This is a genomic window from Candidatus Accumulibacter phosphatis (assembly GCF_000024165.1).
Classification (GTDB): Bacteria; Pseudomonadota; Gammaproteobacteria; order Burkholderiales; family Rhodocyclaceae; genus Accumulibacter; species Accumulibacter phosphatis.
On record NC_013194.1, the window covers coordinates 4,402,980 to 4,426,605 of the forward strand.

The 23,626-nt window shown below is 64.3% G+C and carries 20 protein-coding genes; 13 read left to right on the forward strand and 7 right to left on the reverse strand.

The window, feature by feature from the left end; translation table 11 throughout:
* The first annotated feature begins 90 nt into the window (after positions 1 to 90).
* Complete coding sequence (locus tag CAP2UW1_RS19145; RefSeq protein ID WP_015768274.1) at positions 91 to 792, forward strand: YdcF family protein; 702 nt, start codon at positions 91 to 93, stop codon at positions 790 to 792.
* Between the two features lie 79 nt (positions 793 to 871).
* On the opposite strand, the gene CAP2UW1_RS19150 is transcribed toward CAP2UW1_RS19145, so the two are convergent.
* The gene (locus CAP2UW1_RS19150) at positions 872 to 1,165 is read right to left on the reverse strand and encodes an acylphosphatase (protein WP_015768275.1); all 294 of its coding nucleotides are present in this window, start codon (positions 1,163 to 1,165) and stop codon (positions 872 to 874) included.
* 89 nt (positions 1,166 to 1,254) lie between these two features.
* Between CAP2UW1_RS19150 and CAP2UW1_RS19155 the strand changes: the two genes are divergently transcribed.
* From CAP2UW1_RS19155 to CAP2UW1_RS19175, 5 genes are read left to right on the forward strand one after another with little or no spacing between them, the layout of a single operon-like run.
* Positions 1,255 to 2,769 carry a complex I subunit 4 family protein gene (locus CAP2UW1_RS19155; protein WP_015768276.1) on the forward strand — a complete coding sequence of 505 codons (1,515 nt, stop codon included), beginning with the start codon at positions 1,255 to 1,257 and terminating at the stop codon, positions 2,767 to 2,769.
* A 15-nt stretch (positions 2,770 to 2,784) separates the two neighbouring features.
* Positions 2,785 to 6,027 carry a DUF2309 domain-containing protein gene (locus CAP2UW1_RS19160; RefSeq protein ID WP_015768277.1) on the forward strand — a complete coding sequence of 1,081 codons (3,243 nt, stop codon included), beginning with the start codon at positions 2,785 to 2,787 and terminating at the stop codon, positions 6,025 to 6,027.
* Complete coding sequence (locus CAP2UW1_RS19165) at positions 6,024 to 7,610, forward strand: proton-conducting transporter transmembrane domain-containing protein (protein WP_015768278.1); 1,587 nt, start codon at positions 6,024 to 6,026, stop codon at positions 7,608 to 7,610. The genes CAP2UW1_RS19160 and CAP2UW1_RS19165 overlap by 4 nt, the downstream gene beginning before the upstream one ends.
* On the forward strand, positions 7,607 to 9,106 hold the full coding sequence (locus CAP2UW1_RS19170) for a complex I subunit 4 family protein (RefSeq protein WP_015768279.1): 1,500 nt from the start codon (positions 7,607 to 7,609) through the stop codon (positions 9,104 to 9,106). Before CAP2UW1_RS19165 ends, CAP2UW1_RS19170 begins: the two co-directional genes overlap by 4 nt.
* Positions 9,099 to 10,598 carry a complex I subunit 4 family protein gene (locus tag CAP2UW1_RS19175; RefSeq protein WP_015768280.1) on the forward strand — a complete coding sequence of 500 codons (1,500 nt, stop codon included), beginning with the start codon at positions 9,099 to 9,101 and terminating at the stop codon, positions 10,596 to 10,598. The genes CAP2UW1_RS19170 and CAP2UW1_RS19175 overlap by 8 nt, the downstream gene beginning before the upstream one ends.
* A 366-nt stretch (positions 10,599 to 10,964) precedes the next feature.
* Here the strand turns inward: CAP2UW1_RS19175 and CAP2UW1_RS19180 are convergent, their stop codons facing one another.
* Together CAP2UW1_RS19180 and CAP2UW1_RS19185 are read right to left on the reverse strand one after the other, a co-directional pair.
* A complete protein-coding gene (locus CAP2UW1_RS19180; protein WP_015768281.1) occupies positions 10,965 to 11,828 on the reverse strand; it encodes an ImmA/IrrE family metallo-endopeptidase in 864 nt (287 codons plus the stop codon).
* Positions 11,825 to 12,151 carry a helix-turn-helix domain-containing protein gene (locus CAP2UW1_RS19185; RefSeq protein ID WP_015768282.1) on the reverse strand — a complete coding sequence of 109 codons (327 nt, stop codon included), beginning with the start codon at positions 12,149 to 12,151 and terminating at the stop codon, positions 11,825 to 11,827. Before CAP2UW1_RS19185 ends, CAP2UW1_RS19180 begins: the two co-directional genes overlap by 4 nt.
* 165 nt (positions 12,152 to 12,316) lie before the next feature.
* Between CAP2UW1_RS19185 and CAP2UW1_RS19190 the strand changes: the two genes are divergently transcribed.
* The 4 genes from CAP2UW1_RS19190 to CAP2UW1_RS19205 are packed head-to-tail and all read left to right on the forward strand — an operon-like array spanning position 12,317 to position 16,303.
* Positions 12,317 to 13,282 carry a CBASS oligonucleotide cyclase gene (locus CAP2UW1_RS19190; RefSeq protein ID WP_015768283.1) on the forward strand — a complete coding sequence of 322 codons (966 nt, stop codon included), beginning with the start codon at positions 12,317 to 12,319 and terminating at the stop codon, positions 13,280 to 13,282.
* Between the two features lie 5 nt (positions 13,283 to 13,287).
* The gene (locus CAP2UW1_RS19195; protein WP_015768284.1) at positions 13,288 to 13,803 is read left to right on the forward strand and encodes an HORMA-1 domain-containing protein; all 516 of its coding nucleotides are present in this window, start codon (positions 13,288 to 13,290) and stop codon (positions 13,801 to 13,803) included.
* Positions 13,803 to 14,735, forward strand: coding sequence for an AAA family ATPase (locus tag CAP2UW1_RS19200; protein ID WP_015768285.1), 933 nt, complete (start codon positions 13,803 to 13,805; stop codon positions 14,733 to 14,735). Before CAP2UW1_RS19195 ends, CAP2UW1_RS19200 begins: the two co-directional genes overlap by 1 nt.
* Before the next feature lie 53 nt (positions 14,736 to 14,788).
* Positions 14,789 to 16,303, forward strand: a complete 1,515-nt coding sequence (locus CAP2UW1_RS19205; protein ID WP_015768286.1) for an SAVED domain-containing protein — start codon at positions 14,789 to 14,791, stop codon at positions 16,301 to 16,303.
* Positions 16,304 to 16,384: 81 nt separating this feature from the next.
* On the opposite strand, the gene CAP2UW1_RS19210 is transcribed toward CAP2UW1_RS19205, so the two are convergent.
* The 4 genes from CAP2UW1_RS19210 to CAP2UW1_RS19225 are packed head-to-tail and all read right to left on the reverse strand — an operon-like array spanning position 16,385 to position 18,845.
* Entirely contained in the window at positions 16,385 to 17,692 is a 1,308-nt protein-coding gene (locus CAP2UW1_RS19210) for a hypothetical protein (protein WP_015768287.1), read from the reverse strand.
* A gap of 42 nt (positions 17,693 to 17,734) precedes the next feature.
* Positions 17,735 to 18,382, reverse strand: coding sequence for an ISAzo13-like element transposase-related protein (locus CAP2UW1_RS19215; protein WP_015768288.1), 648 nt, complete (start codon positions 18,380 to 18,382; stop codon positions 17,735 to 17,737).
* Between the two features lie 9 nt (positions 18,383 to 18,391).
* Positions 18,392 to 18,613, reverse strand: a complete 222-nt coding sequence (locus CAP2UW1_RS19220; RefSeq protein ID WP_015768289.1) for a putative toxin-antitoxin system toxin component, PIN family — start codon at positions 18,611 to 18,613, stop codon at positions 18,392 to 18,394.
* On the reverse strand, positions 18,594 to 18,845 hold the full coding sequence (locus CAP2UW1_RS19225; RefSeq protein ID WP_015768290.1) for a hypothetical protein: 252 nt from the start codon (positions 18,843 to 18,845) through the stop codon (positions 18,594 to 18,596). Before CAP2UW1_RS19225 ends, CAP2UW1_RS19220 begins: the two co-directional genes overlap by 20 nt.
* Before the next feature lie 824 nt (positions 18,846 to 19,669).
* On the opposite strand from CAP2UW1_RS19225, the gene CAP2UW1_RS19230 reads away from it, so the two are divergent.
* The 3 genes from CAP2UW1_RS19230 to CAP2UW1_RS19240 all read left to right on the forward strand — a co-directional run bounded on the left by CAP2UW1_RS19230 (position 19,670) and on the right by CAP2UW1_RS19240 (position 23,559).
* Entirely contained in the window at positions 19,670 to 20,623 is a 954-nt protein-coding gene (locus CAP2UW1_RS19230) for an IS1595 family transposase (protein ID WP_015768292.1), read from the forward strand.
* A 14-nt stretch (positions 20,624 to 20,637) separates the two neighbouring features.
* Positions 20,638 to 23,025 carry a C13 family peptidase gene (locus CAP2UW1_RS24135; protein WP_015768293.1) on the forward strand — a complete coding sequence of 796 codons (2,388 nt, stop codon included), beginning with the start codon at positions 20,638 to 20,640 and terminating at the stop codon, positions 23,023 to 23,025.
* 231 nt (positions 23,026 to 23,256) lie between these two features.
* Positions 23,257 to 23,559, forward strand: coding sequence for a hypothetical protein (locus tag CAP2UW1_RS19240; protein ID WP_015768294.1), 303 nt, complete (start codon positions 23,257 to 23,259; stop codon positions 23,557 to 23,559).
* Positions 23,560 to 23,626 lie beyond the last annotated feature (67 nt).

Here is a 23,626-nt window from a genome sequence, read left to right on the forward strand (position 1 = left end):
CGCGAACGAAGGCCAGTGATCATGGATGACGATTCCGCTCGCCGTGCGCGCCACCGTTCGCCCCAGGGCTGGATAAGGCGCTGGCCCGTCATGGCTTCGGCGATCGTCGCGGCGCTGGTGTTGACGATGGTTGCGTTTCTTGGCGGGCTGCCGCCGATTCTGCGTCTCCCCGCCCAGTTGTTATGCGTGTGCGAGGCCCCGGCGGACGCTTCCTACGAGGCGATCGTCATCATGATGGGCGAGGTGGAGGGCCGCCGCGTCGAGGCTGCGGCAGAGTATTTCAGGCGGGGTGTCGCCAAGCGCATCAACATCGTGCAACCCGAGTCCAGCCTCTACGAGGAGTATGGCGTACTGCGCGGTCAGGCCTTCCTGGCCAGAGACCTGGCCGTACGCCTTGGTGTGCCGGAGGACCGCATCCACATCATCTACGGCAAGGACATGGCGCGCGCGACTTCATCCTTCGAGGAGGCACGCTACCACCTCGCCTACCTGCAGGCTGGGGCGCCGGAATCCGGGACGGAACCGCGCAAGATCCTGTTGGTCACCGACTGGTTCCACACCAGCCGGGCGCGATGGATATTCCGCCGCGTTTTTGCCGGTTCGGGAATCGACGTTGATGCCGCTGCCGCGCGACCGGAGTGGGTTGCCAAGTGGTGGACCGATGAATACGCCTTCATCGGGGTTTTCAACGAATACCTGAAGTGGACTTACTACCTCCTGAAGTACGGATTGCCGAAGCCGGATGAGCGCCCCTCGCCAGCCGGGCCGCCGGTGCCTGGATCGGCTCGGTAGCGCCTGTTCGAGGTGGCCGAGCGATCGGCTGGTTGCAGGAGCCGTCCGGCATCGCGCGCGGGCAGCGTTGGCGGATGCATCAGCGGCTGGCGATCTGAACGAAGCCGGCGCCCACGGCAATCTCGGCAGCGTTGCCTGTCTGGCTGAGGACCTCGTCGACCCGCGCCATCGAAGATCCGCGGTGCGCCCAGTCGATCAGCGCGTCAACCGACTCGACGGGTCCCCGCACGAGTGCCTCGACACTGCCGTCGCTCCGGTTGCGGACCCAGCCGCTGAGACCGAGTCTTTGTGCCTCCGAGCATAGGGACCAGCGGTAGCCGACGCCCTGGACACGGCCGCGAATACGCAGTTTTCGGCAGATGGCTTCGCTCAATACGGTCTCCGGACTGTCGATCGGGCGGTGCGAGCGCCGCCAATACTGGCATAATCGTCGTCCATGAGAAGAAGAATTTCAAGGGGCTCATGGCAGAGGTCTCCATTGTCGCCGGCTGCTGCCACCTGCCCGTGCTGAAAATACTCTTGCTCCTGCCGCTGGTCGGCGCCGCTCTCTTGTCGCTGCTGCCGACTCGCAGCGTCGATCTCATGCGCCACCTGGCCAGCATCGTCGCGGCGGCGACGATGCTCTGCGCCTGCCTGCTGGTCGCCGATTTCGATCCGGCCGGCGCCGAGTTCCAGTTCTTCGAAACACGCCCCTGGAATCCGCGCGTCGGATCACATCTGGCGTTGGGGCTGGACGGCATTTCCTTGCCGATGGTCGTCCTGGCGACGCTCCTGAGTTTCGTCGCCATCGTCTCCTCGACGGGCATCCGCAGCGGCGCGAGACTCTACTTCTCTCTGCTTCTGGTCCTTGAAACCTCGCTGCTGATCGTCTTCACCGCTCGCGACTGGTCACTGTTCTACGTCTGCTGGGAACTGACGCTGATCCCGCTGTTCTTTCTGATCGACCGTCTCGGGGGAGCCAATCGACACCGGGCCGCTCTCAATTTCGTCCTGTACACGCTCGGTGGTTCGGTGTTCATGCTGATTGCCCTGCTGCTGCTCTATGATGCCGCACCCGGCCACAGTTTCGCGATGGCCGACATGGCGGCGGGTGGCGCCGAGCTGCCGGTGAAAACGCAGATTCTCGTTTTTCTCGGGCTGTTGCTCGGCTTCGGCGTCAAGATGCCGATCGTGCCGCTGCACGGCTGGTTGCCTCTGGCACATGTCGAAGCGCCGAGCCCGATCTCGATTCTGCTCTCGGGCATTCTGCTCAAGATGGGTGCCTACGGGCTGATCCGTGCCGCCGCGACGCTGCCGGCGGCGGTCCAGGCACTGCAGGACTGGCTGGCCCTGCTGGCGCTGATCAGCCTGCTCTACGGCGCGGTGCTGGCCTGGCGGCAGACCGATCTGAAAGCGATGATCGCCTACTCGTCGATCTCGCACATGGGCGTCGTCCTGCTCGGTATTGCCGCGCTCAACCCGGCCGGACTCAGCGGCGCGGTGACGCAGATGGTCGCGCACGGGCTGGCGGCGGGCCTGCTCTTCCTGCTCATTGGCCTGCTCTACGAGCGCACGCATACGCGTGATCTCGGCGCCTACGGTTCCCTGAATCGCAGCGCGCCGCGTTTTGCCGTTGCCATCGTGTTCACCCTGCTGGCGTCGGTTGGCCTGCCGGGTAGCGCCGGTTTCATGGCCGAGCTGCAGGTACTGGTGGGCGCCTATGCCCGCTGGGGTGGCTGGCTGGTGCTCCTGTCGATCGGCATCCTGATCTCGGCAGCCTACGCCCTGCGCGCAATCCGCTGCCTGTCGACCGGGCCGGAACGACCTTTCGCCGGGGCAGCGGCGGGCGTCACCGCCTTCGCCGACCTCAAGCGATCGGAGTCGGCAGCGGCCGGACTGTTGATTGCCGGCATTCTCGGCATCGGTTTCTACCCGGCGCCACTGCTCAGCCTGATGGCGTCGTCGGTGGCCAGGCTGGTGCGCCAGGTCGGCGCCTGAGCGGGAAGACTGCGGATGACTTCGCACCTGCCGCCAGCGAACACCGCATCGAGCGCCGACTCTCCAGCGCCGGCCACCGATCACCGGGCGCAGATCGAGGCCTGTGTGCACCGACTGGGACACCTCCTGCCGGCGCAGGCGCCCTTGCGTGATTTCGTCCATCACAACACTCTGCACGCTTTTCAGCACCTGCCCTTTGCCGAGGCGTTGGGCGAGGTTGCCCGCCTTGCCGGCGCGCGTCCGTGGCTGGCCGAAGAGCGTTGCCGTGAGCTGTTCCGGCGGGGGCGGGTGACCGCAGTCGATCTCGCCGTGGCCCTGCGGCAAGTTCTCGGCAGCGGCGTCGACGACCCCATGTTCGCCGAGGCGACGTGCCCACTGAGCCGCAGTCAGCTTATTCGGGCGGCGCTGTTGACCCCGCAGGACAAGCCCTCACCGGCTCGTTTGCGCTGGCGGGGCGAGGAAATGGCCGCCTTCGAGCGGCTGCCGCCGGATCTCGACGCGGCGGCGCGCCAACGTCTGCTGGCTGCCGCAGCGCTTGACGGCGACGACGAAAGAGCCGCTGTCGCCGACCTCTGGGCGGCCGCGCGCGAACTGCACGCGGTGGCACCGGCGGGGTGGCGCGAAGCCGAGGGGGGCGATCCTGGCGAGCCCTCGCCTGAGGCTGCCGCCGTGTTGTGGCAGGACCTGCTCGGGCGTCTCGGCCGCGAGTGGACGCTCGGCGCCCTGCTCGCTCACCTGACCGGCGAGGACCGACGCGAAGTGCTGCACGCCACGCTGATTCGTCACCTCTGCGCCCATCTCGATCAAGGCCTGGCGGCCTGGCGGAATCCGGCGCGCGGCCAGGGTTTCTATGCGGCATGGCGACAGAGTGCCGGTCGCGACTGGGCATGGGAGCTCGACGAAGTTCCCTGGGCGCGGCATGACATCGAGCAACTGCCCGAGGATCCGCTGCAGGCCATTGCCGGCGAACTGCTCCGGCTCGGTGTCGAGGAGTCGCAGTGGTGCGCCTGCTTGCAGCGACTGGCGCTGGAGTTGCCGGGCTGGGCGGGGATGTGCCGCTGGCGCGAGGCGCACCCGGTGGCTGGCGACCCGCCGGTCGGCCTGGCTGACTTTCTCGCTGTGCGGGTCGTCCTCGAACGCCTGTATGGCGAGCAACTCGTGCGCCGCGTCTGGGGTCTGCCGCTGCGGCTGCCGGCGCTCGGCGAGCATTTCGTCCGTCACCCGGCCGAACTGTCGGTGCGGCACGCTTGCGGCAGCCGGCAAGTGCCGGAGGAGATGCTCGATCTCGTCTGGCCGCGCCTCGCCCTGCCGGGCGGGGCAGGAGAAGGGGATGACTGGCAACGGCTCGCCGTGCAACTGGTCGACGCGCGCCGTGCTGCCGAAGCAGCGGGCGATCGTCAGGCGCTGGCGGCCTGGCCGCTGTTCTCGCTGGCGCAAAGGCTGGGACTCTGCGCTCGCGAACTGCGGGAAATGGGGGCGGTCGGCGCAGCCGCGCTGCACGCCTGCGCCGTCTCGCTGAGCGCCGACGAGCGTGGTCGGGTCTGGCTGCTCGCCTACGAGCACCACTATCGGCAGCAGATCCTGGCGGCCCTGATCGCCAATCACGGCCGGGCACCGACGCTCGCGGGCGGAGCACAGGCGCAGTTCGTGCTGTGCATGGACGATCGCGAGGAGGGAACGCGCCGCCATCTCGAGGAAGTCAATCCGGCTTTCGAGACTTTCGGCGCCGCCGGCTTCTTCGGTGTCCCGATGCTTTGGCAAGGCCTCGACGACGAGGTGCCGACGGCCCTTTGCCCAATCGTCGTACGGCCCGAGAACGCGGTGCGCGAGGCCGCGCCGGCCGTTGCCGCGGTGGCCGCACAGCGGCATCAGCGGCGTCGGCAGACGCGCCTGGTCTGGCGCGAACGCCTGCACCAGGGTAGCCGGCGCGGCTGGCTGCAGGCGGCGTTGCTGACGATCGTCGCCGCGCCGCCGGCACTGCTCGGACTGCTGGCGCGGACGCTCGCCCCGGGAAGGCTCGGGCGACTCCTTGGGCGTTGGCGCGATCGCTTCGAGCAGCGGCCGGCGGGCGAGCTGAAGCTGACCGCCGAGCCGGCCGAGGCGGCCCGCATCGCCAGCGCCGCGGCGCCGCGACTGGGTTTCAGCGAGGACGAGCAGGCGGCGCGCGTCGCCGGCTTCCTGCGCACCATCGGTCTGACCAGGGACTTGGCGCCGCTGGTAGTCATCGTCGGTCACGGTTCCGACAGTCGCAATAACCCGCATCTCGCCGCCTACGATTGCGGCGCCTGTTCCGGCCGGCATGGCGGGCCGAACGCGCGCGTCTTCGCGGCGATGGCCAACCGGCCGGCAGTGCGCGCCGGACTGGCGGTGCAGGGAATCGTCGTCGGTGACGGCACGCACTTCATCGGCGCCGAGCACAATACCTGCGACGAAACCTTCGTCTGGTACGACGTCGACCGGATCCCCGGTAGCCACCGTGAGGCGTTTGCGGCGCTGCGTCGTGACTGCGAGCAGGCCGCGCGGCTGCATGCCGTCGAGCGCTGCCGGCGCTTCGCTTCGGCACCGCGCGAGCCTTCGCCGCAGCGGGCGCAGCGACATCTCGCCGACCGCCGCCAGGACATCGGCCAGGCGCGGCCCGAACTGGGGCATGCGACCGTTGCCGCGGCCTTTGTCGGTCGCCGTACGCTCAGCCGCGGCGCCTTCTTCGATCGACGCGTCTTCCTGATCTCCTACGACCCGCTGCCCGACGTCGAAGGACGCGTGCTCGAGGCGACCCTGCTGGCGGCGGGCCCGGTCGGCGCCGGCATCAACCTCGAATACTACTTCTCGACCGTCAACAACGAGCACTTCGGCTGCGGTTCCAAGGTCATGCACAATCTGGCCGGCCTGTTCGGCGTGATGCAGGGCGCCAGTTCCGACCTGCGCACCGGCCTGCCCCTGCAGATGGTCGAGGTCCACGAGCCGATGCGCCTGCTGGTGATCGTCGAGCAGACACTCGAGATCGTCACCGCCGTCTATCAGCGACAGCCGCCGCTGCAGGAGCTGATCGGCAACGGCTGGATCCTTCTCGCCGCCAAGCACCCGGAGACGGCGACGATTCACCTCTTCGACCCGGCCAGCGGCTGGCAACTCTGGAACGCCGACCAGCCGGAGCCGACGCCACCACTGGCCGAGGTCGAGCGCTCGATCGACTGGTTCTCCGGTCACCACGAACCGCTGCCACCGGCACTGCTGCGCCGCCCAGTAATGGCACGATGAACGACGGACTCGCAACGCTCGCCGGCGCGCTCATGGCGTCAAGCCGCTTGATCTGGCTGGTGCCGGTGTTGCCGCTGCTTGCCGCGGCGGCAATCGGACTGCGCCGGCTGCGGCGCCGCGGGGGTGGTGACGCGCAGGAGCCGCGCACCGCCGGGCTGGCCAGCGGCGCGGCGCTCGGCGCCTTGCTGCTGCTACTGATCATCGACACGGCCGCGCTCGCCGGGCTGTCGCCAACCTCGGTGGTGGCGGGCGAATGGTTGTGGATCGGTGCGGTGCCGGTGCGGCTATCGTTCGTCGTCGACGCCTGGAGCCTGCCGATGGCGACACTGGTCGCCCTGATCGCCTGGATCGCCTTGCGCTTTTCGGCGACCTACCTGCATCGCGAGAGCGGCTTCCAGCGCTTTTTCTTCGGCATGAGCCTGTTCCTTGCCGGCATGCTGTTGATCGTCCTCGCCGGCAACGCGGTGTTGGCCTTCGTCGGCTGGGAACTGGCCGGCTTCAGTTCCTGGCTGCTGATCGCCTACGCCTGGGAGCGGCCACTGGCCACCGGCAATGCCCTGCTGGTGTTTCTCACCAACCGGGTCGGCGACGCCGGCTTCCTGCTCGGCATCGGCCTCGCCGTGTGGACGGTGGGCAGCGTCGAGTGGGCGGCGCTGGCCGGCGACGGAACCCTGTCTACGGTCACGGCACGCCTGCTGGCGCTGGGTTTCGTGCTCGCGGCGCTGGTCAAGTCGGCGCAGTTGCCGTTCACACCCTGGATCGCGCGGGCGCTCGAAGGGCCGACGCCGTCGTCCGCCGTGTTCTACGGATCGCTGATGGTGCACGCCGGCGTGTACCTGCTTTGTCGGCTGCAGGGCCTGCTCGTGCAGGTGCCCGACATGCTGGCGCTGCTCGCCGTCGCCGGCCTGGCGACGGCCCTGTACGGCGGCCTTTGTGCGCTGGTGCAGAGCGACGTCAAGTCGGCACTGATCTTCTCGACCGTGACGCAGGTCGGGCTGATGTTCCTGCTCTGCGGCCTCGGCTTCTTCTGGCTGGCCGCCTGTTATTCGGGCCTGCATGCGGCCTGGCGCGCGTACCAGTTCCTGCTGGCGCCGGCGTACATGCACATGGTGCGTCGCCCGGCACGCCCAGTGCCGCGCTGGCTGGCCAACCAGGGCTGGCTCTATACGGCGACGCTGCAGCGTTTCTGGATCGAGCCGCTGGCCAGCAACCTGCTGACGCGACCGACGCTGGCGCTTGGACGCGACGTGCGGGCGCTCGATGAACGCTTCATCGATCCGCTGATCGGTGCGCCGCGTGAGGATGAAAAGGCGCCTCTCGGTGCGCCGCACGGCGCTGCGAGCTTGCTTGCGGGCGAGACGGCGAACACGCTGATTCGTGGCCACGGCATCGCCGGCCGGGCGCTGCTTGCCTTTGCCGACCGGCTGCAGCTTCTCGAGGACCGCCTGCTGCTCAGCGGCGACGGTGTGCTGACCCGCGGCCTGCAGCGCGTCGGACACTATGTCGATGTGATCGAGTCGCTGCTCGAACAACCGCGCTATCTGATGCTGATGGTGATGGCAACTTTCGTGGTGATCCTGTGAACGAAGTGCTCTGGGCCGCACAGGTCGGCTATCCGCCGCTGGCGACCCTGCAGTGGCTGCCGCTGGCCGGTGCGCTGCTGCTCCTGATCATGCGCGAACAGGATCTGGCGCTCATCCTTGGTCGGGTTCTTGCCGTCGGCGAACTGGTCGTCGCCATCGACCTGTACGCACGCATCGACGTGTCGACGAGCGTCCTGCAGTTCGCCGAGCGTGTCGATCAGCTCGCCTATCACGCGGCGGCCGACGGCGTCAGCGTGCTCTTCATCCTGCTCACGGCCCTGCTCGGGGCCCTGCTGTCGTTCTATGGCATGGCACGCCAGCAGATCACGCCGGTGCGCCTGCTCAGCGTCCTGCTGCTCACCGAAGCGTCGCTGATGACGATGCTGACCACGATGAACCTGCTCTGGTTTGCCGCCGCCTCGGCCGTCCAGTTGGCACTCGTCGGCTACCTGCTCTGGCGCTGGGCCTCGTCGCCGGAGGAGAGTCTCGCGCTGTCGCGCTTCCTCCAGTATCAGCTCTTCGGCTGGTGCCTGTTCGTGGCCGGCGCCGTCGTCCTCGCCTGGAGCCACGTCGATGTCGTCGGCGGTCACTGGAGCTTCGACCTGTTCGAACTGCTGCAGACGCCGCAGATCGGCAAGTACCAGTCGGCGGCCTTCTACCTGTTGTTCTACGGGCTGGCGGTGCGCACGCCGCTGTTTCCGCTGCACGGCTGGTTGCCCAACTCGGCCGGTTACGGCCTGATCGCCGTCGGTCCGGTGCTGCTGCTCGGCGTCAAGGTGGGGATCTACGGAATGGCGCGCTTCCTGCTGCCGCTGACCGCCGATGCCGTGATGCTCTGGCAGCCATACGTGGTCGCCTTCGCCATGGTCGGCGTCTTTTTCGCGGCGGCAATGGCCTTCCGGCAGGCGAACCTGCGCCGCCTGATGGCCTTTGCTGTCGTCAGCCATACCAGCCTGATCGTCATCGGCCTGTTTACGCTGCATCCGGCCGGCTTGCAGGGCGCCTTGCTGCTGGCCGTCAACTTCGGCCTGGCGATCACCGTGATGCTGCTGATGGTCGGCTATGTGTACCGCCGCACCGGCACGACCAGCCTCGACCGGCTGGGCGGCCTGTTCGATCGCGTCCCCTTCATCGCCGTCGCCTTCCTGATCGGCGGCCTGGCCATCCTCGGCATGCCCGGGACGCCGGGCTTCGACGCCGCGCACCTCGTCCTCGAGGCGTCGATCGAAACCTTCGGCGCGCTGCCGACGATTGCTACGGCCTTGGGTAACGTCGCCGCGGCCGGTTTCCTGCTCTGGGCTTTCCAGCGCGCCTTCCTGGCACCGCGGCCACGCGACGTGCCGGCGGCGAGGATCGCGCGTACCCGGCCGATGGAGTACCTCGTCGGCGGTGCGACGCTGGTCGTTCTGCTCGCCGCCGGCTTCTGGCCCGAGCCGTGGCTGAAGCTTACCGATAGCGCAACGCAGGCACTGTCGGCCTATTTCCATCATGGCTGAGCTGAACTCCTGGCCCTTGCTGACTGCCCTCCTGGCGCTGCCGGTGCTAGGCGCCGTGGCGACGGCGCTGTGGCGGCGCCCGCCCTGGGCGGCGCGGCTGGCGCTCGGCACGAGCGTGCTGACCTTGCTGCTGTCGCTGCTGATCGTGTTCACCTTTGACGCTGGCAATCCCGACTTTCAGTTCCTCGAGTCGGCGACGTGGATCACCGGGCTCGGGGTCCGCTATCTGGTCGGCGTCGACGGCATCTCGCTGCTCTTCCTGCCGGCGACGGCACTGCTTTTCTGCGGTGCGGTCGTCGCCGGCTGGCGCGTCACCGCTGCGGCATCGCCCCTGTCGCCGGGCTTGTATTTCGCCTTGCTGCTGTTGCTCGAAGCGGCGACGCTCGGCGTCTTCTGTGCCCTCGATACGATCCTGTTCTTCTTCTGCTGGGAATTCACGCTGCTCCCCTTGTACTTCCTGGTCAGCCTGTGGGGCGTCGGCAACGGCCGGCAGGCGGCAGCGGTGCGCTATTTCCTGGTCATGCTGGCCGGCGGCGTGCCCTTGCTGTTCGGCTTGCTGGCCGCCGTTTTCGGGCAGGCGAAAGGCGGTGTGCTGGCTTTCGACCTGCCGACGCTGCTGGCGACGCCGCTGCCCGAGGGTGTGCAGTTCGTGGTCTTCCTGTTGCTGCTCGTGGGTTTCGGCGTCAAGGTGCCGTTGGTCCCCGTCCACACCTGGCTACCGTCGATCGCCATGGGTGCACCGGCGGCGGTCACCGCGCTGCTCGTCGGGCTCAAACTCGGCGCCTACGGGCTGATCCGCCTGGCCATTCCCCTCGCGCCGCTGGCGGCGCGCGACCTGCACTGGCTGCTCGCCGGCTTCGGTACCCTGGCGATCCTCTACGGTGGTGTCGCCGCGCTCGCGCAAAGCAATCTGCGCGGCGTGCTCGCCTATGCGAGCCTGTCGCACGTCGGGCTGGTGGTGCTCGCACTGGCCTCATTCTCGGTTTCCGCGCTGCAGGGAGCACTGCTGCTGATGCTCAATTTCAGTGTGTCGACCGGTGGCGGGTTCCTGATCCTCTCCTTCCTGCAGCGCCGCACCGGTTCGACCGACATCGGTCATCTCGGCGGCGTCATGCGCAGCATGCCGCTGCTGTCGGGCTTCTTCCTCCTCTTCGGCCTGGCCGGCATCGGCCTGCCCGGCACCAGCGGTTTCCCCGCCGAACTGCTGATCATCGTCGCCGCGCTGCACAGCCATACCGGCGCCGGACTGGCAGCGCTGTTCGGCACGGTGCTCGCGGCGGCGGCATTCCTGGCACCGTTCCGGCAGGCGTTTTTCGGGCCGGTGCACAATTCCGACGTGGCCGAAGCCGCGGACCTGCTGCCGCGGGAGACGGCGCTGCTGCTGTTGCCGGCGCTGCTGATCCTGGCGATCGGCGTCTATCCGCTGCCGCTGCTCGAACTCCTGCGGCCGAGCGCCGAGGCGTGGGTGGCGGCGCTGGCGGGGCTGCTGTAGTCTGCGGCAACACCTGTCACTGGTACGGTTAGCGGAAGAACAGCTGCCTGGTCACGCGACACTGATGGACGCTTGCTGGGCAATGACCATGCTGAACGGCTCGGACCAACGAGCCGGGCCGGAGGCGCCAGCCGAGCAAAGGGAGGGAGCGATGGAAGCCCCGACGGGGGCGAGACTCGCGCAGTGAGGCTCGATGCACAGCGCGACGGCGGCACGCCGGGGCCCTCAGATCCTTGGGGCAGGACTATTGGTTACCCGTCTTGCGGTGCTCAATCTACAACTCTGTCCACTGCCTTCCCCCGTTGCAGTCCGCCGCCGCTCAGACCAGCTACTCGGCAAGGTGGCCCGTCCAGACCCCTGTAGCACTTACTCTTCTTTGGCCCATGGTGGCCAAACATCAACAGAGCGGGGCAAGTGTAGCAGGCTTAATGTGCGGTCATATTGCTTGGCATGAATCTTCATCTCCCGCAGCGACGTGTCGCCCCGAGCATGCGGAAACCAGACGGAGGCAGAGATTTGAGCGCCTGCCCGATCATGCTTGATTTCGGGATTGGAGGCGAGCGCTCCGTCGGGTACCGAGATAACGCTATTGCTGGTGCGAAAGAAGGCGCCGGCTTTGACCGCCGGCTCGCTTGACCAAGCCCAGTTGATGAAGCCATCGGTTGACATCACCAGCACGGCTTTCTCTTCCGTGTACTGCAGCCATTTCAGTATCGCCGCCGTCAGTGACACCCCATAGCGATCAGCGCAATGCGCGAGCACATCCAAGTCAACCGTGGTAGTGACCTGCTTACGGTAGTCGTCGAGGGGCATCAACAGGTAGGACGCAAACAGGTCGGCTTGTCCCTCGATGTTCTTGTCATCCTTGGACCAGTTCAGCATGTCGGCATCGCTGCACTGAAAGGATTCTCTGATCTGCCGGTGCAGGATGTAGTGCCCAAGCTCATGGGCTTGAGTGAACCGCACCCGACCTGGCGACGACACCGCTTCGCTGTAGAGCAGCAGCCATTCCGTCCGTCCATCACTAGGAAACAGTGCGCCGTCGAAACCCTTGATGTTGGCTGCCTGGACCTGAGTAATCGGGTCGGCCCAACCAAAGATGCGGGCAGCCTCCATCGCGAGCGGCGGAATCTCCACAGGAAAGCGGTCCACACCATGTGCTGCGCTGAACAGTTCAGCCAGTTTCACAAGCCGATTGGCTGCACGCTGTGGAGTCCAGACCTCGGTCATTGCGAGGACTTCTTGAAGGTGCTCAGTATTTTGCGAAGCTGTTCTTTCGCTTCGGGTTGAAGCTTCTGATAGCCACGAAAGAAGGCCTCATCCAAATGCCGCTCCTCCGGCGCGCGAACATCTTCTTCTAGGAAGTAGGTAGCAGCGACGTCTAGTGCGTCGGCCAGTGCCGTTAGTTTCTCTGCTGATGGCCGTTGGGACTCGCGGTTTTCAAGTTCCCAGAGGTAGCTCTTGCTGAGTCCCGCAAGGTCGGCCAGCTTTTCGAGTGTCAGCCCGCGCTCCTTGCGAAGCTCGCGCAGCTTCTCGCCGAGACGTGTCGCCATGGTCGGTCTCCTATCCAGAATGCGTGGACGAACAATATCACGATACCGAACTTTTTGTTTGACATCCGAGAAGACTGGTGTAAGATCTCTGCGTGTTCACGATTCCGAACTTATCATCATGATTCACTGATACGAGCCATCATTGCCTTATAAGGAGCCTTTGAGATGTCCCGAACCCATATCGACCATCGCGACCTTGTGCGGTTCGCGGAAGATCGGGTCAATCTGCCCAAAGACAAGGCGGATGAATACCGTGCGCAAGCGCGCCGGCTGCGCGAGAAGCTGGAGGGCTACATTTCGGAGCACCCGGACTTCTCGCTCAAGCGAATCCAACTGTCGGGCAGCCTCGCCAAGGGTACCGCGCTACGCTCGCTCAACGACATTGACATGGCGCTGTACGTCAGCGGCTCGGACGTTCCTCATGACATCCGAGCACTGCTGAACTACCTGGCAGAGCGCCTGCGCAAGGCATTCCCCAATTTCCGTCCGGAGCAGGTCAAGCCCCAAACCTACTCTGTCACTGTATCTTTTCAGGGATCGGGCTTGGATGTGGATGTGGTCCCGATCCTGTATGCAGGACTCCCCGACTGGCGCGGCGACCTGATCAGCCAGGACGATGGATCTTTCCTGGAGACCAGCATCCCCCTGCATCTCGAGTTCGCCACGAAGCGAAAGCGGGCTCAGCCGATCCGTTTCGCGCAGGTGGTACGCCTAGTGAAGTTTTGGGCACGGCGTATGAAGCTGGAGCGCGACGACTTCCGATTCAAGTCCTTCATGATCGAGATGATCCTCGCCAAGCTTTGCGATGACGGAGTGGACTTTTCCGACTACCCCGAAGCACTACAGTCGTTTTTCACATACGTGGCGCAGTCCAACCTCCGCGAACGAATTGTCTTCGAGGATCACTACAAGGCTTCTAGTGTGGCCAAGATCGACGATCCTGTGCAGATCATCGATCCGATCAACGCCATCAACAACGTCTCGCGGCTATATACGACAGAAACTGCCGACGCCATCGTCGATGCTGCTTTGGATGCAGGTGACGCCATTGATTCTGCGCTGTCCGCGCCGAACAAAGAACTGACGCTGCACTACTGGCAGAAAGTCTTTGGCCCATCTTTTCAAGGTTGAACATCATGAGCTACAGCTTTACTGCAACCGCAACTCGGACCTTCACACTGACGCATGCCAGACACCTTGCTGCAAAAGTGTCGGCAGACCTCAAACGCTTGCAACGCCTGTACGGGCATCTCACCGACGAACGCATTGCGGAGTTTGAGGGGGAAGTCACTGAACTGCTGCGCCAGGGCTATCTCGGAACCGTCACCTACGGCTTTCAGCGTGACGACAAGTGGATTGAACCCACCTTACGATACACCGCAAGCGAGCTGGCAGGTGGCAGCGTAGATGATGATCCTGGACGCGTGCTCCCGCGTAAAAACATCAGTGGCGCGCAGTTTCACAGCTACTTGACGTACAGCGCAGATTGGCACGCCCTAACCGCGGACCAGCGTGTAGCGATCAAGCAGCAGCTTCCGCTGCAGCGTGTAAGTGGATCAGAAGCCGCTGTCAGCAATGGCTACTTCGCCAACGACAAGACCTATTCATCTGGCGGCCGCTCACTTGGTCGCGCCAGTGTCAGGAGCTATTGATGAGCCAGCAACCTAACCTTCAAGGCTTGTTTGAACGCCCAACAACACTACCTGACCCAGACGCCCAGAGCCGCCTCGCGCGTCTCGTTGGGATGGACGGAAAAATCAAGCGCCTTGCCAACGTGCTGGGCGTCCTGATCAATCCGACTGGGCTTCGGAAATGGCAAGACAAGCACCATGCAGATGCAGCTGGCCTGCTTGATGCCGTCATCCGCCGCCCGCCGCTGGTGGTCCTCGCTGGCGATGTTGGTTCGGGTAAGACGGAGTTGGCGGAGACCATCGGCGACAAGGTGGCGCGCCAGGAAGACATCGACATCACTCTGCTGCCACTGAGTCTTTCTTCCCGCGGCCAGGGTCGCGTCGGCGAGATGACACAACTCGTCTCTACCGCGTTTGAGCATGCATTTAATGAGGCCAGTAAATTCAAATCGGTCAGAGGCGCCGCACGCGGGGGAGTCATCCTGTTGATCGATGAAGCCGACGCACTGGCCCAGTCGCGTGAATCCGATCAGATGCACCATGAAGATCGGGCGGGCGTTAACGCGTTCATCCGTGGCATCGACAGGTTCGCGAACGGAGGACTTCCGGCGGTGGTGCTGATGTGCACCAATCGGTTGAATGCACTGGACCCGGCTGTGCGTCGTCGAGCAGCGGACATCCTTGTGTTCGAGCGCCCAGATGCCTTGCAACGGTATGATGTGCTCTCGCGTCGCCTGGGGAATGCAGGGTTTGGCAACACGGACTTGCAGGCGCTCGTGGCCGCAACCGGCGAGCTACCTAAGTGCGCCTACGGATTCACTTATTCGGATATCACGCAGCGGTTGCTGCCCGCCATCGTGTTAGATGCGTACCCAGATGGTCCAATTGATCCATCGCGTGCCATCGAACTGGCGCGGTCAATGTCGCCGACGCCACCGTTTCGCGATACGTAACAAAACGTCGTGGACGATCTTAGGCCTGTCTGTCTCTCTCACAAGGATTTACCATGACCCAAGCCGTAGCCGTCCGCAGAGACGGAGATGCCTTTCAGGCCAGAATCTTCTGGCGCAAGGCCGCTTGCCTGTTGGACCCGGCCAGTCCTGTAGCTATGGTGGGCTTTGAGTCGGGTCCGAAGGGCTTCGACGATGTATGGGTTGCCTATGCGGCTGATCGTGCGCCCGGCGATCAAGAAGGCAGGCCCATCCTGCGAGAACATATCCAGTGCAAGTGGCACGTATCCATCAGCGACTTCGGCTACGCCGACCTGATCGATCCGGAGTGGATCAACGCGAACAAGTTCTCGTTGTTGCAGCGAGCCCGTACAGCGCAGGTCGCTCACGCACGTGACGGCGTTGGGGCCCGGTTCAAGCTCCTCACCAATTGGCGCATTGGACAAACTGATCCGCTGCGGAGCTACATCCACCAGAAATCGAAGACGTTACGTTTGAAGGACCTGTTCGACGGCTCGACGGACCGCTCTGCAGCCGGCAAGGTCCGGAAACTCTGGCGCGAACACTTGGGCATTGATGATCAGGAACTCATGCTTCTGGCTCGAACGCTGTCATTGGACACAGACTCTACTTCGCTTGACGATCATCGGGACAACCTGGACCTGCTGTTCGAGAACCGTGGCCTGCGACGCATACCCGTGAACGAGAGCAGCTTCGTCTATGACGACGTGGTGTTCCAGTGGCTCGCTCAAGGTCGGCTGGAGTTCGATCGACAAACGTTCCGAAAAGCTTGCAAGAGGGAGGGGCTACTGGCGGGAGACGGCCGCACACATATGGTGTTCGGCGTGAAATCCTTCGAGCACCCCTTTGATCGGCTGGAGGATCGGTGCGCGGTCGTGCTGGATTTGATTCCCCATTTCGACGAGCGCGCCATCCGCGACCAGGCCGCGTGGGCAACGACGCTCTATCCGATGCTCAAGAGCTTTTTGCAGACTGCGGCCACAGACAGCCAGCATCTGCGTCTGATCCTCGATGCCCACATCACGCTGGCCTTTGCTGCCGGTACGGTGCTGAACATCAAGTCTGGCCGAAGCGTCGAGATCGAGCAGAGGACCGTGCACCGCAATGTTTGGCATTCCAGCGACATGCCACGTGATCCGTCGTGGCCAAGATGGGCGTTCGAGCTGGAGACACTGAACGGGAGCGGAGGGGACATGGCTGTGGCGGTATGCCTTACCCATGATGTGGTTCAGGCCGTGAAATCACATCTTGCAGTTTCGTCGCCGGAGGTGAGTTCGCTGCTGATTGCGCGCCCGACCTGTGGCGCTGGCGCGCGGTCCGTTGGGTGTGGACAGCACGCCTTTGATCTCGCCGAAGCGTTGGCGCTGCAGATCAATGAGAGGCGCATTGGACATCGACCGCCGCTGCATCTATTCGTTGCGGCACCGAATGCCTTCACGTTCTTTCTCGGACAAAGACAGCCTGGCCTGGGCAGGTGCACGCTGTACGAGTACGACTTCGAGGGTGCGAATGACGGCGGCTACAAACCATCTCTATCGCTGCCTATTTGAGCTGTCAAGAACTCTGTTTGGGGGCATCGAGATCTTCCTGGCAGACACGTCAAACCAGGCAAGCGAATGTTCTGAAGACCTTCAGCTCGTCTTCTTCTTGCATCGTGACTCCCTCAGCGAGAGGGTTTCGTGGTTACGATGCAAGTCCGAGACGACTGCCATCAACCTATTGACCGGTTCGGCCAGCCGTTTCGGCAATACGCGGAACTGGGTATGGGTTCTCCGGTCAGCGACCCAGCAATGCGCGACCCACACGTCTTCTTCGGGGTGATTGTTGTCCACGCCGTTACGATACTTGTATCCAACGAGTGCATCTGTGCGTGACAGCAGGATGCGCGCCATCGTCATGTGGAAGCGATGGGCCTGGAGATCCGCTGGGCCTTTGGGGCGCGGTAGGGTCAGCCGTAGGCACCGCTGGCCGTTGAATTCCCTCCAGTCGGGTCCAACGACCTGTCCCGCACGCTCTAGCATCTTGCGTGACTGGTCGTTCTTGCCATTGACTAGGGCAACGGCGACCGTGCCCTTCGGGTACTCCAGCTTTTCGGCGAGCAGGTTCATCCAGCGCACCAGCTTGTTCAGGGTTTCATCGTTAGCAAACACAAGAAACTGATGCCGCTGCTCGTCGTCGAGAAACGTCGGCAGTTGCGCGTGGAGGGGGTACAGCAAGTCGTGGAGATAGATGTAGGTCTGCCGACGCCCTTGCTCGTGGCTCCGCGTAGTCGCCGTCAATACTTGCTGTGCCCACTCGGACGTGAGTTCGGCCAGCGTCATCTCGGCGATGTCGATAGAGATCAGTGGAAATCCGAGCGATTTCCCGATCAGTGCCTTGCGCCCGTCGAAGGCGTGGCCGAGTTCGATTTCCACGCCGCCCAGCACCATCGGCTCGGCCTGGACTGGCGGTCCGAGCACAGCAACGTCAAGCCGGAATTGACTGCCGAACGGCGTGTCCAGGGGGTGCTCGGTTTCCACCTTATCGGCGCCCAGCAAGAGGTTGCCTTCCAGCGGATAGTCCGACGCATCCATATCCTTGAACGCCCACGGCATCGCAAGCCCGGCATTCAGGCGTCGGGAGATTTCGGCCGCGATAAGTTCTTTCGCTAGCTGGTGTTCGCGACTTTCCTGCACGGCCCGCCACCGGCTGGCTTCTTCGGCGTCAAAGTGCGCCTTGGGGTTAAAGGTGTGCTGAGCAGGAAGTACGCGGAAATGGGATCGTCGACGCAACTTCCCGCTTGCAAAGGAGGGACCTACCCATGTCACCATCTGCCGTGATGCGCCGGGAGACACCAGGGGCCACAGCTTGCGCGCATGTTCCCGGCTGCGAACGTCGCGCGCGACAATGGTGGTCTGGAAAATCCCTTTCCGAGAAAAGACAACGATCGCCTCGTCCATTCCTGTCTCTCCCTTATGGCGATAGGTGAATGCCACGAATAGTCATACCAGGCAGGCTAGGCGGATCAAGATGTCCCGCTTGGGGAAAGTGCATTTCTTTCTAGCCTGGCCTCGACACTCTTGCATGGCATCCTTGGCGACGGCAACTCCTTTTTCATAGGCCGTACGGCTCAGTTCGACGACAGGATGAACGCCTTCCGAGGTCATGCTCTTCGTCCACTCCATCATCGTTTGGGTATTGGTCAGTTTGGCGCAGATCCAGTGCTTTCCCAGGATTCCCCCGCAACGCTGCACCGGATCGTATCTGCTGTGGTACGGCGGATAGTAGAGACCGCGGATGGACTTGCCGATGTAATCGGCGAACTCGATCAACCGTTTGATGCATTGCGTGCGCCAACAATTGCTCTCCAGTTCGTTATCGCCCTTGTTCTGGATGTGCGTGAAGCGAGCACACGCCTCCGGTGCCTGACGCTCCCACCACGCATAGAGACTGTCGATGACGAGATCCCTGGTCCTCGCCGAGCTTCCGAAGGGCCGATGGAGGGACCGACTGCCTTCATTGACGACACCAAACGGCGTGTGTTTTTCCTCGCACGTGATGCCGACCTGAGCAGCGAGAGCCAGGGCGAGGACGGCATCGTCATCGGGGTCGCGGCAGACTGGAGTATCCAGACGTGGCGGTTCGATCACCTCGGCCAATTACCGCAGTTCTGCCAAGGCGATTTCGCGCGAGGTGTTCGAGCGTGCGAGGATCACGTCAAACTTAGGGCGGGCGATGACATTCTCCAACTCGGCCAGGATCGCGGGACTGCTTACCAGGCCAAGCGTGCCCGCGCGGACATGCTCGAGCAAGACGTGCGGCGCGCCGTGCCAGAGCAGGCCAGAGAGCATTACATTGGTGTCAATGACTACCCGCAGCACGCTGTCGGCGCTCCGCACGTGTCGCCTTGACCTCCGCGTTGATTTCTTCCATCGACATCGGTGGGATACCCGCAGCAGCTACACGATCGGCGATGGACAGCAGCGCATCGGCGGCCTGTTGGCGACGGATGGCCTCGTTGAGCAGACGCTCCAGAGCCTGCGTCGTCAGTAGCCCCGCATCGCGCGCCGCCTGCACGGTCGCATCGGGCAAATCAATCTGAATCGTGGTCATGTCAGGCCTCCTTGGCACCGCAGCGTTACTTGACTTTCTCGCGACCGATGTCGGCTGCCCCGAATGCTCGTGCCGGGAAAGGGCGGCTTGCGCCAGTGGTCCCCGGCGTCGATGGCGATGCGATTAAGCAGGCGTGCGGTCATTGATAGGGCTCGTCGACGTGTCGTGACGATACTAAATGAAAACGCTGCAGCGCCGCTAGCATGGCTTCGTCCCTTTGGCGCCCCGCGTCTGGCTCGTACTGGCGTTGCGGCGGCTTGCCACCGCGCGGGTCGGACGGCGCCTCTCGTTCCGCTGGTTCTGCCGGGCGCGGGACCGTAGGCCACCAACATGAAATCGCTCCCCGAACAGCCGCACCATCTGCTGCCGACAGTGATGGTGAGGGCCCCCTTCGCCTTCGTGGTGATCCTTCGTGTGAACGAGGTGTGCTGGGCACCGCAGGCGAACTACCGGGTGCTGGTGAGGAATAGGCGCAACGCCAAGCGCCGGCAGAGCTCGAAGTTCCCGGCGTGCTAACATGGTTGGGCGGCACCACCGAACAGACGACCCCCTGGAAGTGGCCGCCGGGCAAACCTGCCAAGAAGCCGGCGAGGAAGCGAATGCTTACCACGATAGCCTACGAACTCGACGCCGATCACTATGCGACGTTATTGAAGCGCAATCAGCAGCGCCTGATGCGCCAGCGATCGTCGTGGACTCGCCGGGTGGTGTATCAGGCGACCCTGATAATGGTCTTCCTGATTAGCAATGAGCGTCAGCCGGGCGCATCGGGTGAGCCCGGCGACGCTTATGCTGCACTCCGTCACCACACGGAGAGCAGCGCCATGGCCATGAATCGAATCCAGTTTCAACCGGGTTTGTCGATGCCGGAGTTCACCCAGCGCTTCGGAAGCGAGTCGCAGTGCGCAGCAGCCTTGGAGGCGGCACGTTGGCCGAACGGGTTTTCCTGTCCGCGCTGCGGTGAGCGGGCGCACTGTGTGCTGCGCGGGGGGGCGTGCAAGGTGTTTCAGTGCAACGCCTGTCGGCATCAAACCTCGCTGATCGCCGGAACGGTGTTTCAGGGCACCAAGCTGCCGCTGACCGTGTGGTTCCTGGCGATCTACCTCATCAGCCAGGCCAAGACGGGTCTGTCGGCGCTGGCTCTGAAGCGGTATCTGGGAGTGAGTTATCCCACTGCCTGGCTTATCCACCACAAGCTGATGCGGGCGATGGAACAGCGGGAAGAACGCTATGTGCTCGATGGCCAGGTGCAGGTCGATGACGCTTACCTGGGCGGCGAACGAACGGGCGGCAAGGCAGGGCGGGGTTCGGAGAACAAGGTCCCGTTCGTGGCAGCGGTTTCGTTCAGCGATGAGGGCCACCCCCTGCGTGCCAAACTCACGCTGGTTCCCGGTTTTACCCTGAAGGCAATTGCCGAGTGGGCCAAGAGCAACCTCGCACCGGGATCGACGGTGCTGTCGGATGGTCTGGCTTGCTTCAACGCCGTCACCGACGCCGGCTGCGTTCATCAGCCGACCGTCGTCGCCGGGCGGAAGCCCAAGGACCTGCCAGAGTTCAAGTGGGTCAACACGGTCTTGGGCAATCTCAAGACCAGCTTTTCGGGTTGCTACCACGCGCTTGCCTTTCGAAAGTATGGCGCTCAGTACCTCGCGGCTTTCACCTACCGATTCAACCGCCGATTCGACCTCAGTACGTTGAACGAGCGGCTCCTGGTCGCCGCGGTAGTCTGCGCGCCGCGGCCCCAGCGCTCGATTCGGGCAGCTGACGCTCATTGCTAATCAGGATGGTCTTTGTGGCCGTCGGTCTGCTGGTCAGCGAGGCTTGGCTGGGCGGCGGCGAAGGGAAGTGGCCGGCGCTGGCGCTGCTCGTCGGGGTCGTCGTTCTCGGTGTCCAGCAGGCACTGCTCCAGGAGAGCATGCTTCGCAGGATCGCCGAAGGAAGCTGTTTTGTCCGCGGGCGACGCGTCCTGGAAGTCAAGGACGACGGCCTGCGCTGGGCCAGCGACGACGGCACGAGCTTCGTGGCCTGGCCGGCGATCCGCTCGCTGGAAACGGCCAATGACGATCTTCTGATCTACCTCGACGACGTCAGCTTCATCCCTGTCCCGGCAAGTGCCTTCGCTTCGCATGCCGAGCAGGCCGATTTCGTTGCGCTGCTGCGGCAGCGGATCGGCGGCGCGGCGGTGCCGACCGGCACACCCGCCGCCACCGTGCCGCGCGACCTGCCCGTTGCCGGCGTCGGGTCGGCCGGCAGACCTTCCGGCTGGCGCGCTTTCCTCCAGTATCTACGGCTGGGCCTGCGTCTGGCCGCGTTCCTGCCCCTGCCGTCGCGCCTTCCGTCAGCGTCGTGGTCACAGTTCATCGCCTTGACGGCGCTCGGCATCGTCTTGCCCGTCGTCGAGGCGCTGCTTCGCGTCGGACCGGACGGCGTGTTTTCTGAAGAGGGTCTGCCCGGCGCCTTGTTCCATGTGCCGATGATGCTCTTCGCCGCCTGGGGTGTCGCCTGCCTGGCCCGCCGTCAGCGGCAGACGCTGGCGCTGCTGACCTTGCTGGCGGCAGTGCAGGTGGCGGTCGAGGCCCTTTACCTGCTCCTCTTCCACGCCGTCGGCGCGGCGACGGATTTCCTGCCGCGCGAATGGCGCGAGGCCATCGACTACCTGCCGCCGTGGTGGGTTGCCCTGGCCTTTGCCGGCGCGGCGATCCGTTTCCTGGGGCTGCCGGCCGGCCGCAGCCTGGCCGTGGTTGCCGTTGCCGGCCTGCTCCTCGGTCTGCCGGCAAGCGTCGTCTACCACGACCGCTCGCTGTGGATCGAGGCGCATGACGAGGAAGCGAGCGGCGACTTCGAGCGGAAGCACCTGTCGCTGGTCGCCGAAGATGCTTTCTACCTGCAACCACGGCTCCTCGAGCGCGAACTGGCTGCCCTCAAGCCAGGGCGGCCGGGCGTCACCGATCTGTACTTCGTCGGCGCGGCGGGTTATTCCCGGCAGGACGTCTTCATGCGGGAAGTGCGCTCGGTCGCCGAGCTGTTCCGCGAACGCTTCGCCACCGAGGGGCGTTCGGTGCTCCTGATCAACAATCCGAAGAGTGTCGCCGAGTCGCCGATCGCCAGTGCCACGAGCCTGGGCCTGACGCTGCGGCGGATTGGCGCGATCATGGATCCCGACGAGGACATCCTGTTCCTCTTCCTCACTTCGCATGGTTCGAAGGATCACAAGTTTGCCCTCGATTTCTGGCCCATGCGTTTCAACACGCTCGATCCGCGACGCTTGCGCGAGTTGCTCGACGAAGCGGGGATCAAGCGCCGCGTCGTCGTCATCTCGGCCTGCTATTCCGGCGGCTTCATCGACGCCCTGAAAGACGACAACACCCTGGTGATCGCGGCGGCCGCACCGGACAGGAACTCCTTCGGCTGCAGCAACGAGGCCGATTTCACCTATTTCGGCAAAGCCTATTTCGATGAAGCGTTGCGCCAGACCTATTCCTTCGTCGAAGCCTTCGAAAGAGCTCGGCCGCTCATCGCCGCGCGCGAGACCCGGGAGGATTTCCCCGAGTCGGACCCTCGCCTTTCTCTTGGCGAGGCCATCCGGCAACCGCTCGCCGCCTTTGCCCTCGCACGGCAGGTCGCGTCAACCCAGCCGACGGCGGCCAACGCCAGGTTGCCGGCCGTGGCGGGCGGCAAGTACGACGAATTGCTCAGCTTGTTCGCCGTGCCCGATCAGGCTCGGCAGTTGGGCCGGCACTGCCTGCACGAGATGAGCTTGGTGGCGCCCGGGCAATTGGTCAAGTCGCAGCCCGACTACTTCGGCGGACTCGGCCCGGACTCCCCCTATTGGGTTGAGCTGGTCGCTGCCTATCAGCGCTACGCCGAAGGACTGTGCTCTGCCGCCAACAGCGAAACGGCGTTACGCGACGTCTACCGCGACCTGTGGCGGGAAAAGCTGGCCGAGCGCGATATGGACGCCGCCTTGAAGCTGTTCCGGACGCCGGCGGGACGGCGCTGGGTTGCGGCGCAGAACGAGGTCGCACGCGAAGCGCCGGAGCGCATCGGCGAAACGCGGACGCCTCTCCTGGCGCAGGCCTTGCGTCGCCTGCAGGCCGAGCAAGCGCGTATTCTGGAGTCGTATCGGCGGGAAGTGGAGAAGCGCGGCGCTCAGGCGGCGGCCGGTCAGGCACGCCCCTGACGACGACGACGGCATGTCGGTAACTCTAGCCATGAGCGACAGCCACGCTGCCGAGTGAAAAGAGACCGGTTTCTTGCTACCATCACACGGTCTGCTGCCTGCAACCCCATCGGTGCCTGGGCCGGCTCCGCATCTCTCCCGGCAGGACGTCGCCGGCGGTGGCTGCGCAGGAGAGGCGCCCGCGGGCCCGGTCCGACGTGCCGTTTTGTTGTCAGCTCTGGAGGAAAGTCTGTGAAGGCGAACAAGGGCTTTTGCGCTGGCTTGCTGTCCGCACTGATCCTGGCGGGCTGCTCGACGAACATCGTTCCCACCGGCCCCGACACCTACATGATGTCGGATACGGCTGGTTGGGTGAACTACCACCGGGCTGTCGACTACTGCCGGGATCAGAAGAAGGACATGATCCCCGTGGCAAGCAGCTCGTCCTACGGAAGCGTCAATACGCCGGACTACCCGAAGGTGTTCTTCCGGTGTGTGCCGATTTCGGAAGCGGCAGTCAAGGAGCAGGCGTCGCGGCAGACGCCGCCAATGTAGCCCGGCTTGCCGCCGCTTGCCGACGGCTGCCGGCCGCGAGCAGGCGACGGACCACTCGCCCCATGTC

Excerpts from the sequence above, each read along its gene's own strand:
- CAP2UW1_RS19145 (WP_015768274.1), top strand. The coding sequence starts at position 91 with ATGGCTTCGGCGATCGTCGCGGCGCTGGTGTTGACGATGGTTGCGTTT.
- CAP2UW1_RS19155 (WP_015768276.1), top strand. The coding sequence starts at position 1,255 with ATGGCAGAGGTCTCCATTGTCGCCGGCTGCTGCCACCTGCCCGTGCTG.
- CAP2UW1_RS19160 (WP_015768277.1), top strand. The coding sequence starts at position 2,785 with ATGACTTCGCACCTGCCGCCAGCGAACACCGCATCGAGCGCCGACTCT.
- CAP2UW1_RS19165 (WP_015768278.1), top strand. The coding sequence starts at position 6,024 with ATGAACGACGGACTCGCAACGCTCGCCGGCGCGCTCATGGCGTCAAGC.
- CAP2UW1_RS19175 (WP_015768280.1), top strand. The coding sequence starts at position 9,099 with ATGGCTGAGCTGAACTCCTGGCCCTTGCTGACTGCCCTCCTGGCGCTG.
- CAP2UW1_RS19180 (WP_015768281.1), bottom strand. The coding sequence starts at position 11,828 with ATGACCGAGGTCTGGACTCCACAGCGTGCAGCCAATCGGCTTGTGAAA.
- CAP2UW1_RS19185 (WP_015768282.1), bottom strand. The coding sequence starts at position 12,151 with ATGGCGACACGTCTCGGCGAGAAGCTGCGCGAGCTTCGCAAGGAGCGC.
- CAP2UW1_RS19190 (WP_015768283.1), top strand. The coding sequence starts at position 12,317 with ATGTCCCGAACCCATATCGACCATCGCGACCTTGTGCGGTTCGCGGAA.
- CAP2UW1_RS19195 (WP_015768284.1), top strand. The coding sequence starts at position 13,288 with ATGAGCTACAGCTTTACTGCAACCGCAACTCGGACCTTCACACTGACG.
- CAP2UW1_RS19200 (WP_015768285.1), top strand. The coding sequence starts at position 13,803 with ATGAGCCAGCAACCTAACCTTCAAGGCTTGTTTGAACGCCCAACAACA.
- CAP2UW1_RS19205 (WP_015768286.1), top strand. The coding sequence starts at position 14,789 with ATGACCCAAGCCGTAGCCGTCCGCAGAGACGGAGATGCCTTTCAGGCC.
- CAP2UW1_RS19210 (WP_015768287.1), bottom strand. The coding sequence starts at position 17,692 with ATGGACGAGGCGATCGTTGTCTTTTCTCGGAAAGGGATTTTCCAGACC.
- CAP2UW1_RS19225 (WP_015768290.1), bottom strand. The coding sequence starts at position 18,845 with ATGACCACGATTCAGATTGATTTGCCCGATGCGACCGTGCAGGCGGCG.
- CAP2UW1_RS19230 (WP_015768292.1), top strand. The coding sequence starts at position 19,670 with ATGGCCATGAATCGAATCCAGTTTCAACCGGGTTTGTCGATGCCGGAG.